Origin of the sequence: Planomonospora parontospora, from assembly GCA_014647935.1 — a bacterium.
GTDB lineage: Bacteria > Actinomycetota > Actinomycetes > Streptosporangiales > Streptosporangiaceae > Planomonospora > Planomonospora parontospora.
In genome coordinates this window covers 224,381-242,156 of record BMQD01000014.1, presented here as the reverse complement: position 1 = coordinate 242,156, position 17,776 = coordinate 224,381, and the positions used below count along the sequence as shown (strand labels likewise).

15 protein-coding genes are annotated in these 17,776 nt (G+C 71.5%); 10 read left to right on the top strand and 5 right to left on the bottom strand.

Going from position 1 to position 17,776, the window contains the following annotated elements:
- Positions 1-1,682: 1,682 nt before the first annotated feature.
- Both istA and IEZ07_RS22560 read left to right on the top strand, forming a co-directional pair.
- A complete protein-coding gene (gene istA / locus IEZ07_RS22565; RefSeq protein WP_204054657.1) occupies positions 1,683-3,260 on the top strand; it encodes an IS21 family transposase in 1,578 nt (525 codons plus the stop codon).
- Positions 3,261-3,316: 56 nt separating this feature from the next.
- Positions 3,317-4,096 (top strand): ATP-binding protein, encoded by a 780-nt coding sequence (locus tag IEZ07_RS22560; protein ID WP_191896535.1) that lies wholly within the window; start codon positions 3,317-3,319, stop codon positions 4,094-4,096.
- A gap of 213 nt (positions 4,097-4,309) precedes the next feature.
- On the opposite strand, the gene IEZ07_RS22555 is transcribed toward IEZ07_RS22560, so the two are convergent.
- Positions 4,310-5,323 carry a GNAT family N-acetyltransferase gene (locus IEZ07_RS22555; RefSeq protein ID WP_191896534.1) on the bottom strand — a complete coding sequence of 338 codons (1,014 nt, stop codon included), beginning with the start codon at positions 5,321-5,323 and terminating at the stop codon, positions 4,310-4,312.
- A 402-nt stretch (positions 5,324-5,725) separates the two neighbouring features.
- On the opposite strand from IEZ07_RS22555, the gene IEZ07_RS22550 reads away from it, so the two are divergent.
- Together IEZ07_RS22550 and IEZ07_RS22545 are read left to right on the top strand one after the other, a co-directional pair.
- Complete coding sequence (locus tag IEZ07_RS22550; protein ID WP_068897908.1) at positions 5,726-5,971, top strand: hypothetical protein; 246 nt, start codon at positions 5,726-5,728, stop codon at positions 5,969-5,971.
- Positions 5,972-6,213: 242 nt separating this feature from the next.
- Positions 6,214-6,528: a hypothetical protein gene (locus IEZ07_RS22545; protein WP_068897909.1), complete on the top strand. Its 315-nt coding sequence runs from the start codon at positions 6,214-6,216 to the stop codon at positions 6,526-6,528.
- A 46-nt stretch (positions 6,529-6,574) separates the two neighbouring features.
- Here the strand turns inward: IEZ07_RS22545 and IEZ07_RS22540 are convergent, their stop codons facing one another.
- On the bottom strand, positions 6,575-7,303 hold the full coding sequence (locus IEZ07_RS22540) for a DUF8817 family protein (protein WP_191896533.1): 729 nt from the start codon (positions 7,301-7,303) through the stop codon (positions 6,575-6,577).
- 299 nt (positions 7,304-7,602) lie between these two features.
- Here IEZ07_RS22540 and IEZ07_RS22535 point away from each other — a divergent pair, with 299 nt between their 5' ends.
- The 4 genes from IEZ07_RS22535 to IEZ07_RS22520 all read left to right on the top strand — a co-directional run bounded on the left by IEZ07_RS22535 (position 7,603) and on the right by IEZ07_RS22520 (position 11,641).
- Complete coding sequence (locus IEZ07_RS22535) at positions 7,603-8,553, top strand: DMT family transporter (protein ID WP_191896532.1); 951 nt, start codon at positions 7,603-7,605, stop codon at positions 8,551-8,553.
- Positions 8,554-8,739: 186 nt separating this feature from the next.
- Positions 8,740-9,717 carry a haloalkane dehalogenase gene (locus tag IEZ07_RS22530; RefSeq protein WP_191896531.1) on the top strand — a complete coding sequence of 326 codons (978 nt, stop codon included), beginning with the start codon at positions 8,740-8,742 and terminating at the stop codon, positions 9,715-9,717.
- Entirely contained in the window at positions 9,714-10,694 is a 981-nt protein-coding gene (locus IEZ07_RS22525) for a sigma-70 family RNA polymerase sigma factor (RefSeq protein WP_204054656.1), read from the top strand. Before IEZ07_RS22530 ends, IEZ07_RS22525 begins: the two co-directional genes overlap by 4 nt.
- 47 nt (positions 10,695-10,741) lie before the next feature.
- Positions 10,742-11,641, top strand: coding sequence for a LysR family transcriptional regulator (locus tag IEZ07_RS22520; protein ID WP_191896530.1), 900 nt, complete (start codon positions 10,742-10,744; stop codon positions 11,639-11,641).
- A gap of 231 nt (positions 11,642-11,872) precedes the next feature.
- On the opposite strand, the gene xynA is transcribed toward IEZ07_RS22520, so the two are convergent.
- The 3 genes from xynA to IEZ07_RS22505 form a co-directional block, all read right to left on the bottom strand.
- On the bottom strand, positions 11,873-12,895 hold the full coding sequence (xynA, locus tag IEZ07_RS22515; RefSeq protein ID WP_191896529.1) for an endo-1,4-beta-xylanase XynA: 1,023 nt from the start codon (positions 12,893-12,895) through the stop codon (positions 11,873-11,875).
- Positions 12,896-13,334: 439 nt separating this feature from the next.
- The gene (locus tag IEZ07_RS22510) at positions 13,335-14,117 is read right to left on the bottom strand and encodes an ABC transporter permease (RefSeq protein ID WP_191896528.1); all 783 of its coding nucleotides are present in this window, start codon (positions 14,115-14,117) and stop codon (positions 13,335-13,337) included.
- Positions 14,114-15,028 carry an ABC transporter ATP-binding protein gene (locus IEZ07_RS22505; protein WP_191896527.1) on the bottom strand — a complete coding sequence of 305 codons (915 nt, stop codon included), beginning with the start codon at positions 15,026-15,028 and terminating at the stop codon, positions 14,114-14,116. The genes IEZ07_RS22510 and IEZ07_RS22505 overlap by 4 nt, the downstream gene beginning before the upstream one ends.
- A 230-nt stretch (positions 15,029-15,258) precedes the next feature.
- Between IEZ07_RS22505 and IEZ07_RS22500 the strand changes: the two genes are divergently transcribed.
- Both IEZ07_RS22500 and IEZ07_RS22495 read left to right on the top strand, forming a co-directional pair.
- Positions 15,259-16,545, top strand: coding sequence for a sensor histidine kinase (locus IEZ07_RS22500; protein ID WP_191896526.1), 1,287 nt, complete (start codon positions 15,259-15,261; stop codon positions 16,543-16,545).
- Position 16,546: 1 nt separating this feature from the next.
- Positions 16,547-17,302 carry a response regulator transcription factor gene (locus IEZ07_RS22495; RefSeq protein ID WP_191896525.1) on the top strand — a complete coding sequence of 252 codons (756 nt, stop codon included), beginning with the start codon at positions 16,547-16,549 and terminating at the stop codon, positions 17,300-17,302.
- Positions 17,303-17,776: the final 474 nt, after the last annotated feature.

The following is a 17,776-nucleotide window of genomic DNA, read 5'->3' as shown; positions in this document are numbered from 1 at the left end:
CCGCACTCCGCCTGCCTGATCATCCCGTCTGCCGTCGACCCGCCCGCAGGGGAAGCAGGCCACGGGCCCGGGGCGCCAGGTGGAGCGCCCTGCTGGACGAACGACCTGGCGCCCCGGGCCCGTGGTCTGCTCGGCTTGTCCCGGGTCGATGGCGGACGGGGCGATCAGGCCCCCACCCCGACCACCGGCAAACCGATTGACGGTGTGCGTACCGTTGGATCATCCCGGAGCCGGAGCGCCCCCGCCGGAGGCTGTCGTTTATCCCGTCCGGATCGCGGGGGTTTGTGAGGTGGATGTGTCTGCTCGTGATCGCCGGCTGGCTCGGGGCGCGTCGTGGCCTTTGACCCGTTCGGACCTTAGAGAAGGTCTCGGAGAGAGGTTCGAGCATGTTCGTGAGCTGGACTTCTTCGGCGAGGTGCCGAGCAATTGGCCCTTGACGGTCAGCTGGCGCCCAGGTCGTGCGGGCGGTATCCACCCGGATGTCTACGGGGTCGAGCTGTTGGTTCAACCTGTTCGCTCAGCGGACCGCGCTGAGATCCGGGAAGCGTTTCGTGAGATCGTCCTGCCGGAGCTGCGTGATTGGATCACTCACGCCGTGATGGCTACCGAGGTGTGGAAGGCTGCTGCTCATCGGCGGGTATGGCGGTGGACGGAGAATCGGGTGTTCGAGCCGGAAGAGACGCCGTAAACGGTTCGGCCATGGGCGAGAAGGTCGGCGCTGATCTGCTGGATGTTGTAGGCGCCGTGTAGTGCTTGAAGGGGTCTCCCGGGCGGTGGTGCGGCCCAGGTGCGGCGAGATGCGTCAGTGCGGCGGGGGCGGTGGTCGGCGGGCGGCCCGAGTGCGGCCCCGGCCGTGACCGGCCCCCAGGCCGCATGCGCGGCCGGGGTCCGCGACGCTGGGCCGTGCGGCGGCGCGCCGCGCCGCCGCCTTGATACCTACAAGAACAATTCGGCAACTGGCGACGGGAGCATGATCTCGGCCGAAGCTCGATGCTCCTGACCAGGGCGAAGGACCGCATAGCCTCACGACATGAGCATGGACGCAGCCTCCACTGGAAGGCGTCGGCGTTACGATCGCGCCTGGTGGGCGACTCTCGCTGCCGCGTTCGTGGTCAACCCGTCCTTGAGCGACGTTTCCAGTCCATGGGTCCGTGTTCCTGTGGGGATCGCCTTCTCTGTGGCGCTGGTCTGGCTGTTCTACGCGTCCCTGCGGGAACGTGAACGCGAGCGGAAGTCTTCGGCAATGGCCCTGCGGCCGCCGACAGGCGGCCCTTGACCCTGTAGTGAAACTCCTCGCGGATCGGCTCACACGAGCAAACCTGATCATGCGGTTCTGGCGGCTGGACGGCTGGTTGTACGAGTGTTCTGGCAGCTCAGGAAGCTGATCACGGGGTGCTCTTCCCGTCCTGGCGACTCAGTAGCAAATAGTTGCCTTTGGCGTTGAACTAATGGTAGTTGGTGTAAGCGGCCACGAGAAATTCCTGGTCAGCGGCCACGTGAATCCTGACCAGCGGACATAGGCCTCCCGGCCGGCGGACATCGGAAATCCTGGTCGATGGCCAGGTAAACCTCTCGATCTTGCCCGTGTCCCAGCACGTCGATCCCCCTCCGCGGGGGCTTGAGTAGCGGTTGTCGAGACCGGCTGCTGCAACCCGCGGAGGGGGCGTGTGACGAAGTCTGGCATGGAGCTGATGGAGATTTTCGGTGCTTACGATTTGACCGGATGTGCCTGGTCAGCGGCTCAGCTCGCGGGATGTGACGCCAAGACCGTGCAGCGCTATATCGCGATCCGCGCGGCCGGCGGCAACCCGTATCAGCGGTCGGCACGGCCCAAGTCGATCGACCCGTTCCTGGCGAAGATCGAGGAGAAGGTCGACCGCTCCAACGGCAAGATCCGCGGTGACGTGGTCCACAAAGACCTAGTCGCGATGGGATTTCGCGGCTCGGAACGCACCACCCGGCGAGCGGTGGCCGCCATCAAGGAGGCCTGGCGCGCGGGCCGCCGCCGCGTCTATCGGCCCTGGATCCCCGAGCCGGGCATGTGGCTGCAGTGGGACTGGGGCGAGGGCCCGCGCATCAACGGACGCCGCACTCAGCTGTTTTGCGCCTGGCTGGCCTGGTCACGGTTCCGGGTGGTGCTGCCGGCCTGGGATCAGACGCTGGGCTCGCTGACCGCGTGCCTGGACGCGACCTTGCGGATCATCGGCGGAGCGCCGACGTATCTGCTGACCGACAACCCCAAGACCGTCACGGTCGAGCACATCGCCAAGATCGCGGTCCGCCATCCGCAAATGGTCGAGCTCGGCCGCCACTACGGCTGCGTGGTGCACACCTGCGAACCCTTCGATCCCGAGTCCAAGGGCGGGGTGGAGAACACCGTGAAGATCGCCAAAGCGGATCTGGTGCCCACCCACGCCAACCTGCGCTCCAGCTACGCCAGCTTCGCCGAACTGGAGACCGCCTGCGCCAATTGGGCCGAGCAGATCAACACCCGCACCCATCGAGCCACCCACCGGCCGCCGATCCAGATGCTGGCCGAAGAACGCGCCCGGCTGCACCCGCTGCCGCCGGAGCCGTATGTGCTGGCGCTGGGCGAAGAACGGCTGGTCGGCGACGACCGCACCATCCGCTGGGGCGACGTGCGCTACTCGGTGCCGCCCGGACACGAGGGCAGCAAGGTGTGGTGCCGGGTGCACGGCGAAGAACTCGTCATCGTCGGCCGCCGCGCCGCACCATGGTCCGGTGAGGGCTTGGATGCCTGCGCAGGTCCGGCGGCCGAGGCCGTACTGGCGGAGTTGTGGCGGCACAAGCTGTCGACCCCGGGCCGGCCGCGCATCGCTGAGGAGCACTACCCCGACCACCCCGGCGGCAACGGGCCCCGTCAGCCCAAACCTCGCCCGCAGACCAAGGCCGAGTCGCGGTTCCTGGCGATCGGGCCCGGCGCCGAGGCCTGGTTGATCGAGGCCGCCGCCACCGGAGTGGCCCGCATCCGCGCCAAGATGGCCCGCGCCATCGAACTGGCCTCGCTGCTGGATCCGGCCCGGGTGGATGCCGCGCTCGGCCTGGCCGCCGTCCACGGCCGCTTCGGCGAGGCCGACCTGGCCTCCATCTGCGACCACCTGGCGCGCAGCAGCGGCGCGCTCGGCCCGGCCGCGGTGGCCGATGAGAAACACTCCGCCCAGCCCGGCACCGCCTCCTGGGCCGCGCTGCGCGGCAAGCACACCGGCCACGACCCCGCCTCCACCAAGCCCCCGCACTGACTCACCCCACCAGGTCGATCGCCGACCGGCACTGCTCACCAACGAAAAGGATCTCTATGAGCGTCGCCCTGCCTGCGCCCGCGCCGATCCCGGCCGAGCTGGAGGCCTTGTTCACCCGGATGCGCTTTCCCTATGCGCGCAAAGCCGCCCCCGAGGTGCTGGCCACCGCCCGCGCGCAGCGCTGGGATCCGGCCGAGGTGGTCCGGGTGCTGCTGGCCGAAGAGGTCACCGGCCGCGACGGCGCCACCCGCCGCAGCCGCCGCAAAAGCGCCAACCTGCCCTCGGGCAAGACCTTCGACTCCTGGAAGAGTGAGCTGTCGTCCATCAGCATCGCCACCCAGAACGCTCTCAAGACCCTGGAGTGGGTCGGCCGCGCCGAAAGCTGCGTGATCTCCGGCCCGTCCGGCACCGGCAAGACCCACTTCATGGAAGCCCTCTGCCACCTGGCCATCGACTGCGACCTGCGGGTCTCCTGGTTCACCCTGGAAACGCTGGCGGCCACCATCGGTCGGGCCAAGGCCGACAGCTCCGTCGCTCGCACCATCGGCCGCATCTGCCGCGCCGACATCATCGTGGTCGACGACATCGGCCTGCTGCCGGTCAGCCACGACACCGCCGAGGCCTTCTACCGCGTCGTCGATGCCGCCTACGAGCGACGCAGCCTGGCGGTCACCAGCAACATCCACCCCTCCGGCTTCGACACGATCATGCCCAAGACCATGGCCACCGCCACCGTCGACCGGCTCATGCACCACGCCCACCTGGTGGAGACCAGCGGAGAGTCCCACCGTCTGGCCGAGGCCCTGGCCGGCCGCGGCGTCGTCCCGCTGACCTGACCGGTCCCGTGATCCGGAGCGAGGGCGTCATCCGCCGGGCAGCATGGCTCAGCCAACGCGCCCGCCAGGCGGGTGATGCTCTCGCGGGGCAGGGGTTCGGGGGCGGCAGCCCCCGAGACCGGAGAGCGCACCACCGCTGTCCACTCCGATGGAGTTCCGCCCCGCAGCCGGCTGCAACCGTCCCCGCCGCGACCTGTCGCACCTCCGGTCGCACTACAGCGGCTGCTCCAGCAAATGCCGCATCGGAACAAATCCCGCTTTCTCATAGAAGGCCATCGCCTCGGTGTTGAAGTCCCACACCTCGGTGAGCAGGCGCGAGCATCCCATCTGGCGGCCCGTAGCGCGCACCGCATCGACCAGAGCGGTTCCGACGCCGGTGCGGATTGCATCAGAAGCCACGGCCAGGTGCTCCAAAATGATGAAGGTCCTGGCTTGCATGAGAGCGTCACCAGGGCGATCAACGATGATCGACAGGGCGTATCCGATCGGCCGCCCTTCCACTTGGGCGATGAAGACACGGACGTCCTCGCGAGCCAGGTGCGCCTCGAAGATCGGGAGCAAGTCCTCTGCGGCGGGTTCGGCACGGAAGATGTCCGGCCGGTTCCGGGCGTGAACGGCGTGCACGAAGTCATTCAGCTGAGCCAGGACGCTGGCATCTTCGGAAGAGGCAAGCCGGATCTCGATCGGAGTCGAGGAAAACGATGAAGTCATGGCAGGGATGGTGGTCCATGTCCTGCTGCTGACTCCAGCGGTTTTCTGGCCGCTTACCAGGGCCTTGTTTGGCCGTCCATCGGGAATTTTCTTGACCGCCAGCTTGGATCGGCCTGTCCGTCTGGCCGGAGAACAGCGTGTCCGTTCACAGTTGGTGTCGAACCACTTGGTCATGCGCAGGGGTGCGACGCCGTCGGTGCCGCGGGCCATGGCGAAGCAGGTGTCCTCGTCGGTGGCGGAGCGATACCTCTCGGGCACCGCGCCGAGCAGGAGTGCGGTGTCGAGCACCTGGTCGTACAGGGAGAAGGTGTTGGACGGCAGGGCCTGCAGGCCGAGGCCGGTCAGGCGCCGCCAGGCGCGCTCGCGCAGCGCGGCCCCGGTGCGGCGCAGCTCGTCCAGGGTGGAGCGGCCGTCCCAGTAGGACTCCAGCGCACGTTTCAGCTCCCGGCCGGGTCCGATCCGTGGGTAGCCGAGGATCGTGGCGGTGGGGAACGGCTGTGGTCGTGCGGTGGTCATGCGGGCTCCCGATGGTCGAAGCGTGCCGGATGCCGGGAATCCTGCCTGCACCCGGACCGTCCCGGCGGGATCCATCGGCCCCGCTTATGGGCGGAGCCGGGACCCGGCCGTCGTCCGCCGCGACATCCCGGCTGGCGGCCTTCCCGTCGACGGGCGCTCATCGACACTGCTTATCGACGCCTGCCGGGCGTCCGCTGCCCGGGCGCAGGTGCGGGCCGCAGTCGTACCCGCTTCCGGTGCGGTCAGGACCGGGGAGGGGAGGGGAGGGGCCGTCCGCGGACCAGGGAGGAGGAGGGAGTGGGGAGGGTCCGTCCGCGGGTCGGAAAAAATTCTGGAACTCGTCGTAACAAATCACCGGGTTCGCGACTCTCATCTGTTGACCGCAACGAGAGAGGAACGAAAATGAGCGACTTCGCCACCACCGCCTTCATCGACGCCGACGGCAACGGTTTCGTCGACACCGAGTGGGTGGACGTCACCGGTGACGGTTACGCCGACCAGGAGAACTACGACCTCAACGGCGACGGCTACACCGACGTCACCTACAACGACTACAACGGCGACGGTTACGCCGACGAGGCGCTGGTCGACCTGGACGGCGACGGGGTGGCCGACTACGCCGAGACCGCCGGCCCCTTCTCCGTCTGACCAGCGGATCCCTCCGTCTGATCACCGGATCCGGCACGGGTCCGCCTGATCGCACAGGGGGGGGAGCGTCCCCGCCGGAGGCCGGGATTCTCCGCCGTCGACAGACGGTCAGGACCGCGGCGCCTCAGGGCTGCGGTGCCCACGCCGAGCCTGCGCCGGGTCCAGAAAAATCTTGTAATCCACCGTAACAAAATCCCGCGTTCGCCACTCTCATCTAACGAACATCACGAAAGAGGGACAAAATGAGCGACTTCACCGCTGCTTTCTTCGACGTCAACGGCGACGGCGCCACCGACGCCCAGTGGGCGGACGTCAACGGCGACGGCTACAGCGACGTGGAGAACTACGACACGAACGGCGACGGCGCCTCCGACGTCGAGTGGATCGACACCAACAGCGACGGCGTCGCCGACCAGGAGAACTACGACACCAACGGCGACGGCCGCACCGACGTCACCTACAACGACCTCGACGGCGACGGCTACGTCGACGAGACGCTGGTCGACCTGGACGGCGACGGCGTCGCCGACTACACCGAGGGACCCTTCCGCGCCTGAGCGGGTCTCGATCGGCGGACATCGTGAATTCCGCGCGGCGCCCGCTTCACGGCAGCCACTCCTGCAGCCCGGCGAGGTGGCCGAGTTCCGACTCGACACGCCGCCTGTCGTCGGCGGTGAGCTCCAGACCCCGCAGCTCGGCGGCCCACGGCTCGGTGGGCTCGCCGAGGACCGTGGCGAGATCGACGAGGTGGCACAGGGCGATGGCCCGTTCGGCCGCCGGGGCGTCCGCGCCGTGCCTGCGCACCCCGGACTTGAGCGCGCGAAAGGCCTGCAGGTCGTCGTTCTTGAACTCGCGCAGGATCCGGACGTTGTCGAGCGCCTTGGCCAGGCCCGTCAGCCGCTTCGAACCGCCGTACTCCAGCTCGACCGGCTCGTCGCGCTGGATGAAGGTGATCGAGTTCCCGGACGGGTCGACCAGCGTGAACCGGGACGCGCCCGGCCGGTAGCGGGTGATCCGCGGTAGGCCGGAACTCAGCACCTTCCCGTAGACGCGGCGCATCGCCGCGGCGAACGCCGCGTGGTACGGCGCCACGGCGTCGACCATGACCAGGCAGCCTCCCGACTCCTCCCGGGCCGGGTCCAGCCCTTCGGGCGCCGGGCCGAAGTCCAGCTGGAAGCCGCTCCACCGCAGCATGAGATAGACATAGGGCCTGCTCTGCCTGTAGGTGGCCTCGAACCCCAGCGCCTCATAGAACGCCAGGGTCTCCTCCACCGACGCGCACGGCATCAGCGGCACCGTCGTCTCGTTCGGCCGAACCGCGGGCTCAGTCATGTCGTTCCACCTTCCGGGTCGTCCGGCGATCTTCCGGGTCGTCCGGCGATGCTCGCACCCTGCGGCGGACCTCGCATATGGATCGTTCCACGGCATGCGGCCCGGCCTGCGCCGCTCGGTCGCCTGCCGGGTGATCGGCGTGGAACCCGGCCGGTGGCGGCCCGGCCCGGTCTCCCCGCCTCACCGGGCACCCGTCCGCGGTGCCGGACGACGGTGTTCGCCGCTGCCAGGTCCGAAAACCGCTGTCAGGTCCGAAAACCGCGATGAGACGTGAAGCACCCAAGGCATAAGGTCCCGGTATGAACCGGACCATCACCGGCGAGCAGCGGACCGCCCGCCTGGCCCTCGCCGCGGCGGGCGCCACCGTCATCCTGTGGGCCTCGGCCTTCGTCTCGATCCGCAGCGCGGGTGAGTACTACTCACCGGGCGCGCTGGCGCTGGGGCGGCTGCTGGTGGGCTCCCTGGTGCTCGGCGCCATCCTGGCGGTGCGGCGCGAGGGATGGCCGGCGCGCGCCGCCTGGCCGGGCATCGCCGGCTCCGGCATCCTCTGGTTCGGCCTCTACATGGTCGCGCTCAACTGGGGCGAGCGGGAGGTGGACGCCGGCACGGCGGCCATGATCGTCAACATCGGCCCGATCCTCATCGCCCTGCTCGGCGGGCTGCTGCTCGGTGAGGGGTTCCCGTCCCGGCTGATGGCCGGCATGGCAGTGTCGTTCGCCGGAGCGGTCGTGGTGGGCGTCTCGATGTCCGGAGGCGGGGAGTCCTCCGTGCTCGGTGTGCTGCTCTGCCTGGCGGCGGCCGTGCTGTACGCCGCGGGGGTGGTCTGCCAGAAGCCCGCGCTGCGCCACGGTTCGGCGCTCCAGGTGACCACGTTCGGGTGCGTCGTCGGGACGGTGGCGTGCCTGCCGTTCGCGGGGCCGCTCGCCGCCGAGATCCCGGAGGCCCCCCTCTCCGCCACCCTGAACATGGTCTACCTCGGCGTGTTCCCGACGGCGCTCGCCTTCACCACCTGGGCGTACGCGCTGGCCCGGACGACGGCGGGGAAGATGGGCGCGACGACCTACATCGTCCCGGCCCTGGTGGTGCTGATGTCGTGGCTCGTCCTCGACGAGGTACCCGGGTGGCTGACCGCGGCGGGCGGCGCGCTCTGCCTGGCCGGGGTGGCCGTCTCCCGGGGAGGGGCGGGAGCGGCGGTCCGGCGGCTCCGGGGACGGGACGCTCCGGCGGAGGCGGCGGCTCCGCGCTCCTGACGTCGCCCTCGGTGCCCCGTGCTCTGACGTTCCGTGCTCCTGACGTTCCTGAGCACTGGTCCGTACGGTTCCCGGAGGCCCTCCGGGGGATTCGCCGGATTTCATCTGTCTGTCCTGTCACAACGGCACGGGCGGATGTGTCCAACCAGGGTGAGAAGCGTTCCCCTGCGGAAGGACACAGTGATCATGAATACCGTCGAGGTCCTCGACTCCCACCTGGCCTACACCGAGACCGGCGAGGGCGAGGCGGTGGTGTTCCTGCACGGCAACCCCACCTCCTCGCACATCTGGCGGAACGTGGTCCCGCACGTCGCGGACCGGGCGCGCTGCCTGGCCCCCGACCTGATCGGCATGGGCTCCTCCGGCAAGCCGGACATCGCCTACCGCTTCGCCGACCACGCCCGCTACCTGGACGCGTGGTTCGACGTCCTGCGGCTGGACCGGGCCGTGCTGGTCGGCTACGACTGGGGCGGCTCGCTCGCCCTGGACCTGGCGGCCCGCCATCCCGGGCGGGTCCGGGGCGTGGCGCTGCTGGAGGCGTTCGTGCGGCCCATGACCTGGGCGGAGTATCCGGCCCAGGCGGTCCCGCTCTTCCAGGCGCTGCGCACCCCGGGGGAGGGCGAGCGGATGGCACTGGAGGAGAACTGGTTCATCGAGACCGCCCTGCGCGCCACCAACCCCGGCATCTCCGACGCCGACCTGGCCGTCTACCGGACCCCGTACCCGGACCCCGCCTCCCGGCGTCCGCTGCTGCAGTGGCCCCGTGAGATCCCGCTGGACGGCGAACCGGCCGACGTGCGGGACCGTTTCCTCGCCTACGGTGGATGGATGGCCGACACTCCGGACGTGCCGAAGCTCCTGCTCACCGTCGAACCGGGCAGCCTGGTCTCCCCGGAGATCGCAGCCTGGTGCCGCGCGAACGTGGCGGGGCTCGAGATCGAGGGCATCGGCCCGGCCGGGCACCACGCTCCCGAGGACCGGCCGGACGAGATCGGCCGGGCGGTCGCACGCTGGCTGGCCCGGCATCGGCTGACCGCCGCTCCGGGGACCGGTGTGCGCGGGATCACCGCTCCGGAGGCCGCCGCTTCTGAGGCCGCCGTCTCGAGGGCCGGTGCGGGCGAGGCCGCCGCTCCGGAGGCCGGTGTGCGCGAGGCGGCCCGGTGAGCGCGCCCGAGGACGAGGTGGCGCTCGTCGGCCGGGCGGTCGGTGGGGACACGGAGGCACTGGAAGAGGTCGTCCGCCGCGTCCAGGACCCCGTCTACCGCCTCGCCCTGCGCATGGCCGGACGGCCCGCCGACGCCGAGGACGCCGCCCAGGAGATCCTGATCCGCGTGGTGACCCGGTTGTCCTCCTGGCGGGCGGAGGCCTCACTCGTCACCTGGGCGTACCGGATAGCGGTGAATCACCTCTTGAACCTGCGCCGGACGGCCTACGAGCACCGCGGCATCACCTTCGAGGTCCTCGGTGAGAACCTGGCCGAGGGGCTGGCCGCCGCCGACCACCGGGGCCCCGAGGCCGAGCTGCTCGCCGAGGAGGTACGGCTCGGCTGCACGCAGGCGATGCTGCAGTGCCTCGACCGGTCCGAACGCGTCGCCTACGTGCTCGGTGAGATCTTCGAGCTCCCCGGTGAGCAGGCGGGATGGATCCTGGAGATCAGCCCCGCCGCCTACCGCAAGCGGCTGGAGCGGGCCCGCAAGCGCATCCGCGCGTTCATGTCGGCCACCTGCGGGCTCGTCAGCCGGGACGCGGCCTGCCGGTGCGCCCGGCGGGTGGAGAGCGCGATCGCCCACGGCCGCGTCGACCCGCGCAGACCGGTGTTCGCCGGTCACGCCACCACGGGCCGTCCCGGCTCCGGCCGTCCCGACTCCGGCCGTCTCGGCGCCGGCCGTCCCGGCTCCGATCGCCCCGCCACGGGCACGCGTGCCGTCCGGGTTCCCGTCGACGCGGTCGCGGGCCGGCCCGGAGCGGCCGCCGTCGCCGACGGGGCCCGGCAGATGCGCCGCCTGCACGACGCCGCCACGGTCATGCGGAGCCACCCCTCCTACGCCGCCCCGCGCGCCCGGTCCGAGGCGGTGCTCTCGCTCCTGCGCTCCGGCCGCTATCCCCTCCTGTCCGTCGGGTCCGCCGGGTCCGGCGGCTGACCGGCGGGAGGTGGCGGCGACCGGGTCCGGGATGGCCATACTGGCGTGTGGAACCCGGACCGCCGCTGCGGGACGTGCGCTGCTTCGTGCTCGTCGCCCGCCATCTCGGCTTCTCGCGTGCCGCGGCGGAGCTGCGCATGTCCCAGCCCGCGGTGAGCCAGGCGGTCGGCCGCCTCGAACGCGCCCTGGGCGTCCGGCTGTTCGACCGGAACAGCCGCGAGGTCGGGCTCTCCACGGTGGGCAAGGCGCTGCTGCCGTACGCCGAGGCGATGCTGGAGTCGGCCGCCGCCTTCGCGGAGGAGGCGGCGCGGCTGGCCGCACCCGGTGAGCCCGTGGTGCGCCTGGCCTACGCGCCGCTCGCCGGGGCGCTGGCCGCGCGGACCGCCCGCAGGCTGGCCCGGCGCAGGCCGCCGGTCGGCGTCGAGCTCCGGCAGGCCGGGTGGAGGGCCGCGACGACGGCGCTGGCGGCGGGCGAGGTGACCGCGGCCGTCATCGGCGCGCCGTTCCCGCGCGGGCTGGCGACGGCGGCCCGGTTCCATGTGGCGGTCGGCCACCTGGCCGTGCCCGCGGACGACCCGCTGGCGCGCCTGCCGGAGGTCCGGCTGGACCGGCTCGGACGGCACCGGGTCATCCTGCCGCGCGACCGGCCGCCCGGCGGCGTGTGGGCGCGGCTCGCCGCCCTGCTCCCCGGGCCGCACCGGCACCACGTCGTGCCCGGCGGCATCGACGACTTCGCGGCCGCGCTGGACCTGGTCGCGGCGGGGAACGGCCTGCTGGCCGCGCCCGACCCGCTGGTGCGGACGGTCCGCCGCGACGACGTGCGCTTCGTCCCGCTGGACGGTGCGGACCTGCGGATGACGTACGGCCTGGCGTGGTCGCCCGAGCGTGTCTCGCCCGAGCTGATGGCCCTGGTCCAGGCCGTGCAGGAGACGCTGTGGACCCGGTAGGGGCCGGTGCGCGCGGTCGGCCGGAGGGCTGCTTCCGCGTTTTCGAGCCCGTTCGGCTGTGGCGGTGACCGTTCGGCCGTGGTGACTGGTCGGCTGTGGCGGTGACCGTTCGGCCGTGGTGACTGGTCGGCTGTGGCGGTGACCGTTCGGCCGTGATGACCGTTCGGTCGCGGTGCGGCGCGGCGGCCGTGGGCCGCCGCGCCGCAGGTGCGGTGTTCCGGGTGTCCGGGGTCAGCCCGCGCTGCAGGAGACCGTCGGCCAGGTCCAGTTGCCGTTGTGCTGGATCGTCACGCCGAAGCTGTTGCCGCTGCCGTTGGGCCGGGCGGTCAGCACCTGGGAGCTGGGGTAGCTCGCGCTGATGTTCCAGGTGCTGAGGACCTTGGCGGGGGACGGGACGTTCATCGTCACGGTCCAGTTGCTCGAACCACTGACCGAGACGTTGAGGTTGTACCGGTCGCTCCACTGCTGACCCGCGGAGAGCGACGCGGTGCAGCCGCCGCCGCCGTTGTTGCCCCCGCCGCCGTTGTTGCCGCCCCCGCCGTTGTTGCCTCCGCCGGAGGAAGTGCCCAGCGTGATGTTGGAGCTCCCGCTGCTCTGGTAGCCCTCCGTCGCCATGATCATGTAGTCGTGGCTGCCCAGGTTCATCCCGTGACGGGCCCACGCGTCGAAGTGGTTGCCGGAGGTGATGGTGCCGCCCGTCTTCTTCGACTGCCGGACGCTCCAGAACTGCTTGAAGGTCCGGGTGCCCTCGATGGAGGGGGCGTTGGTCCGCGTCGTCTCGTAGATGTCGTACGTGCCGCCGTCACTGGTGACCGTGCCCTTGTACGTCCCCGTGGGCCGGTAGGTGCCCCAGTTGTCGACGATGTAGTACTCCACGAGCGGGTTCCTCGTCCACCCGTAAAGCGTCAGGTACGCGTTGCCGGACGGGTTGAAGGTGCCCGAGTAGCTCACGGTCCGGCGCCCGCCGGTGCTCCAGCCCTTGCCGGCGACGAAGTTCCCGGTGTTGCGCCACGACGTGCTGTAGTTGCCGCCGGATCCCAGGTCCATGGAGACCGTTCCGGGGCTGTCGGTCCAGAACGAGTAGAAGTAACCGTTGTTGTTGCCGGTCTGGTTCGAGGATATGGGCGCGGCCGCGCTGGCGCTGCCGGGCAGCATCGCGGTGGCCGCGGCCAGCGCCACGGCGCAGACGCCGCGGGCGAACAGCCTGGCGCGGCCGGCTCTGCGGCTCTTCGGGTGGGCGGGGGCGTCGTTCATGGGGGTGTTTCCTCCTCGTGAAGGCCCGCGGGGGACGGCCGGTGGGATACGACCCGGTGCCGGCGGCCGGCGTGACGGCCGCCGCGCGCCGGTGTCGTACGGCTCGGCGGAGGTCGGCCGGTCGTCGTGCGGCCGGCGACCGGGGGGCCGGGCCACGGCCGGTGACCCGGATCGGCAGGGGCCGGGGCTGCCGATGGCGACAGTGTTCGCCCCGGCTCTGAAAGTTGTCAATGAACTCCGAAATTTTCGGAGTCATGACCTCAGTCAAGGGCCTTCAGGAGGAGTGCTCTACCTGTGGTTCCGCACCAAGGAACCGATCAGGGCCGAATGCCGGTGATGAAAATTTCAGACATCTCCTTGATCGTGCTGTGCGAGGTGTGTCGGGAGAGAAGGGCGTTCCCGGTCGGGTGGCAGGCCGGGCTGCAGGTCGAGTGGCCGGTCAGGCGTCCCGGCGGCGGAGTGCCAGATGGCCGCCGAGAAGCGCGGCGGCGGTCCAGAGCGCCAGGAGGGCCATTCCGGTCCACGGGCCGTAGGGACGACCGAACCGGGGATCCCCCGGCGGGCCGGTGAGGTGCATGACCACCATGCCGACCTGGTCCGGCAGGAACTGCGTGACGGTCTTCACCTTCGGGATGTTGCCCAGCCCCTGCGAACCGAGGAAGAGCAGCGGGAGCAGGACCCCCAGCGAGAGCGCGGAACCGCGCAGCATCGTCGCCACCCCCGTCGAGAACAGGGTGATGAGCGTCAGGTAGAGGCTCGCGCCGATCATGGCCTCCACCGCCCCGTCCGCGCCGACGGAGACGCCCTGCGGGCCGAGCGCCGCCTGGGACACCAGGAACGCGACCGGTACGGTGACCAGCGAGAAGCCGAGGAGCAGCGGCACCTCGGCGAGCAGCTTGCCGCCGTAGAACAGGCCGCGCCGGGGCACCGCCGCCAGAGAGGGGCGGATCGTCCCGGAGGAGTACTCCCCGCCCATCACGAGCACTCCGAAGGCCACCAGGGGGAGCTGGCCGAGGGTCAGGCTGTAGAAGGCGGCGAAGAGCGGATCGAAGGGCCTCTCCGGGTCGGGCTTCATGTCGGCGAAGGTCAGGCCGATCAGGTGGGCGAGGCCGACGCTGAGGGCGAAGGCCAGGAGAAGGAGCCAGAAGGTCGACCGTACGGTCCGCAGCTTGACCCATTCGGCGGCGATGGCCGCCCGCACGGCGTCCGCCGGTGTGCTCACCGGTCCGCACCCCCCGCCCGGTACTCCACGGACTCACCGGTGAGCCGCATGAACGCCTCCTCCAGGGAGGCCGTCCGCGTGCCGACCTCGTGCACCGTCAGACCGCCGGCCGCGGCCAGCTCGCCGACCTTCGCGGCCTCGGCCCCGTGGGCTTCCAGCGCGCCGTCCGCCGCCTGCCGTACCGGGATCCCGGCCTCGGTCAGCACGTCGCGCATGCGTTCCGGCTGCGGCGTGCGGATCCGGACGTACGAGCGGGAGTTCGCCTCGATGAACTCGGGCACGGTGGTGTCGGCGAGCAGCCGTCCGCGGCCGATCACGATCAGGTGGTCCGCCGCGAGGGCCGTCTCACCCATCAGGTGGCTGGAGACGAACACCGTGCGGCCCTCGGCGGCCATTCCCCTCATGAGCCGCCGGATCCACAGGACGCCCTCGGGGTCCAGCCCGTTGACCGGCTCGTCGAACAGCAGCACCGGGGGGTCGCCGAGCAGCGCCGCGGCGATGCCGAGCCGCTGGGACATGCCCAGGGAGAAACCCCCGGCACGCCTCCCGGCCACGCTCTCCAGGCCCGTCAGCTCCAGGACCTCCCGCACCCGGGCCGCCGGGATCCGGTTGCTCCGCGCCAGCCAGAGCAGATGGTGGCGGGCGCTGCGGCCGGCGTGCACGGCTCCGGCGTCCAGCAGCGCCCCGACGTGGCGCAGCGGTTCGGGCAGGTCCCGGTAGCGCCGCCCGCCGATGAGGACGCGGCCCGCGGTGGGGCGGTCGAGGTCCAGCATCATCCGCATCGTGGTGGACTTGCCGGCGCCGTTCGGCCCGAGGAAGCCGGTCACCCGGCCGGGCCGTACCGCGAAGGACAGCTCGTCGACCGCGACCGTGCCGCCGTATCTCTTGCTGAGGTTGCGTACTTCGATCACCCGGCCGACGCTACGGACGGGGCCGGCTCCGGGCAGTCTCCGAAAGTCGCCGGTCCCGTCCTCGAAAGTCGTCTTCCGGCGGGCGGCGTTCCACCGGCGGGGGCCGTTTCCCGGCCGGAGCCCGGTGATCACCACCCCTCGCGGGCCGCCTCCCGCGGGGGAGAACGGGAGCGCCGGGATATCGGAGACGCCGGGAACACGGGAAGTGCCGGGAACGTACCCTGCTCCTCATGGGCCGACATCTCCTCGCCGCCGCTGTGGTCCTGACCGACACCGTGCTGCTGACGGCCGTCCACAGAGGCGACCCGCTCCCGTGGGCGGTGCCGGTGTACGCATCGGCCGCGGCTCTGGTGACCGTGCTCCGCCGCCGGTCCCCGCTCGCCGCCCTCGTGGCCGCGACGGTGCTCGCCACCCTGTCCGGAGGAGGGTACGCCCTGCTGCTGTGGGCCTCCTACCAGGCCGGGCGCGTGATGCTCTCCCGGTGGGGCACGGCCGTGGCCGCCGGCGCCGGCTTCGGCGGCTTCGGCGTGCAGTTCGCGGTCCGGCAGCCGGACCCCCGGATGCTCCCCCACCTCGCGGCCACCTGCCTCGTGTTCGTGGCGCTGCCGCTGCTGGCCGGGCGGTACCTCGCCCAGCACGAGCGGCTGCTGTCGGCGCTCGACCGGCACAACCGCGAGCTCCGGGGCAACCGGGAACTGCTCGCGCAGCGGGAGCGGCTGCGCGAGCGGCTGCGGATCGCCCGGGAGATGCACGACTCCCTCGGCCGCAGGCTCAGCCTGGTCTCGGTCCAGGCGGCGGCGCTGGAGGTCTCACCGCTCCCGCCGGAGCAGCGCCGGGCCGTGCTGCGACTGGCGGAGGCGGCACGCGGCGCCATGGACGAGCTCCACGGACTGGTCGGGGAACTGCGCACGGAGGACGAGGCGCACGGGCGTTCCTCGCCCGGAGTGGAGGGGATCGGCGCGGTGGTGGCGGAGTTCCGGGCGGCCGGGGCGGCGGTGGAGCTGCGACGGCGCGGGGAGCCCCGGCCGCTCTCCCCTGCGGCCGGGGAGGCGGCGTACCGGGTGGTCGAGGAGGGGCTGACCAACGCGGCCAAGCACGCCCCGGGACGGCCGGTCACGGTGAGCGTCGAATGGGAACCGGACGCGCTGCTGCTCACCGTCGCCGACGCCCTCCCTGGACCCCCGGACCGGCACGACGCCCCGGACCTGCTGAATCTCCCGGGGCCCTCAGGGCTCCCGGTCTCCGGCGCCGGGTACGGCCTGACCGGGCTGGACGAGCGGGCACGGTCGGCCGGGGGGTTCCTGGACCACGGGCCCCGTCCCGGCGGAGGGTTCCGGCTCTTCGCGATGCTGCCCGTGCTGGGCACCGACGCCGCAGGGGAGGCCGGGACTGTGCCGGAGGGCGCCGAGGAGGGCGGGGGACCGCCCGGCCGCGTCCGCACGGTCGCCGCCGGGGCGGCCACCGCGGTCCTGATGTTCGTGCTACTGCCCGCGATCATGCTACTGGGAGTGGGCTGAGATGACCGGAGGAGTGGTGGGCGGGGGGACCGGCGGGGCGATCAGGGTGCTGGTCGCCGACGACGAGCCGCTGATCACGGCCGGGATCCGCACTGTGCTGGAGTCGGCGGGCGGCATCGAGGTCGTCGCGCAGGCGGGCGACGGCAGGGCGGCCGTGGAGGAGGCGCTCAGGCACCGCGTCGACGTGGCGCTGGTGGACATCGACATGCCGGTGCTGGACGGGCTGAGCGCGGTCGGCGAACTGCGCAGGAGACTGCCCGGACTGCGGACCGTGGTGCTCACCGCCTTCGGCGCCGAGCCGAACGTGCTGCGCGCGCTGCAGCACGGCACGTCGGGGTTCGTGCTGAAGAACTGCACCCCGGAGGAGCTGATCCACGCGGTCCGCGCGGCGCACCGCGGTGACGCCTACCTCTCCCCGGCGGTGACCCGGATGGTGCTGGGCATGGTCACACCGGTGGAGGCCCGGCGCCGCAGGGAGGCGGCCGAACGGCTGGCGACGCTGGCGCCCCGTGAGGCGGAGGTGCTGGGCCTGGTCGCCGAAGGCCTGTCCAACGCCGCGATCGGCCTGCGGCTGAACATGAGCGAGGCGACCGTCAAGACCTACGTGAGCCGCGTCCTGACCAGGCTCCGCTGTGCCAACCGGGTCCAGGCCGCCCTGCTCGCCCGTGATGCCGGCTTCCCTCCCGGCGGACCGGGGACCACGGAGCAGGGGTCTCCCCCCTCCTTGAGGACCTCCACGAGGACTTCCCCCCGGTAGCGCCCGTCACTGTCGCGGTGGGCGCCGTGGATGATGCCGCGCCGTTCCGGGTGGGCGGCCACGACGCGGGCAGGGATCCCGGTCCAGCGGCCCGTGGCGGCGTCGGCGCCTGGGCAGGCGACCGTCACCTTGACCGGGTCGAGCAGGCGGCAGCCCCTGGAGTCCCGACGGAGCCGCCCTTCTTGACAACCATGTGTTACCGAGTCGCGTCCAAGGGCTACGACCCCCTCATGTCTGGAGCGCTCCATTGCGTAGACGCGTCTTCATCTCCGCCGTTCTCGCCGCCCCGATGGCACTCGTCCCTCTCGCCGCCCGGGCCGCGGTCGCGGCGGATGTCCGGATCACCGTGATCTGCTGCGACCCGCCCGGACCCGGCCGCGGCGGGCTCGGCGACCCAGGCGGCATCGACGGCGAGCACGTGATCACCGGGAGTGCCGGGAGCATCAGAAGCACCGGGAGCATCAGAAGCACCGG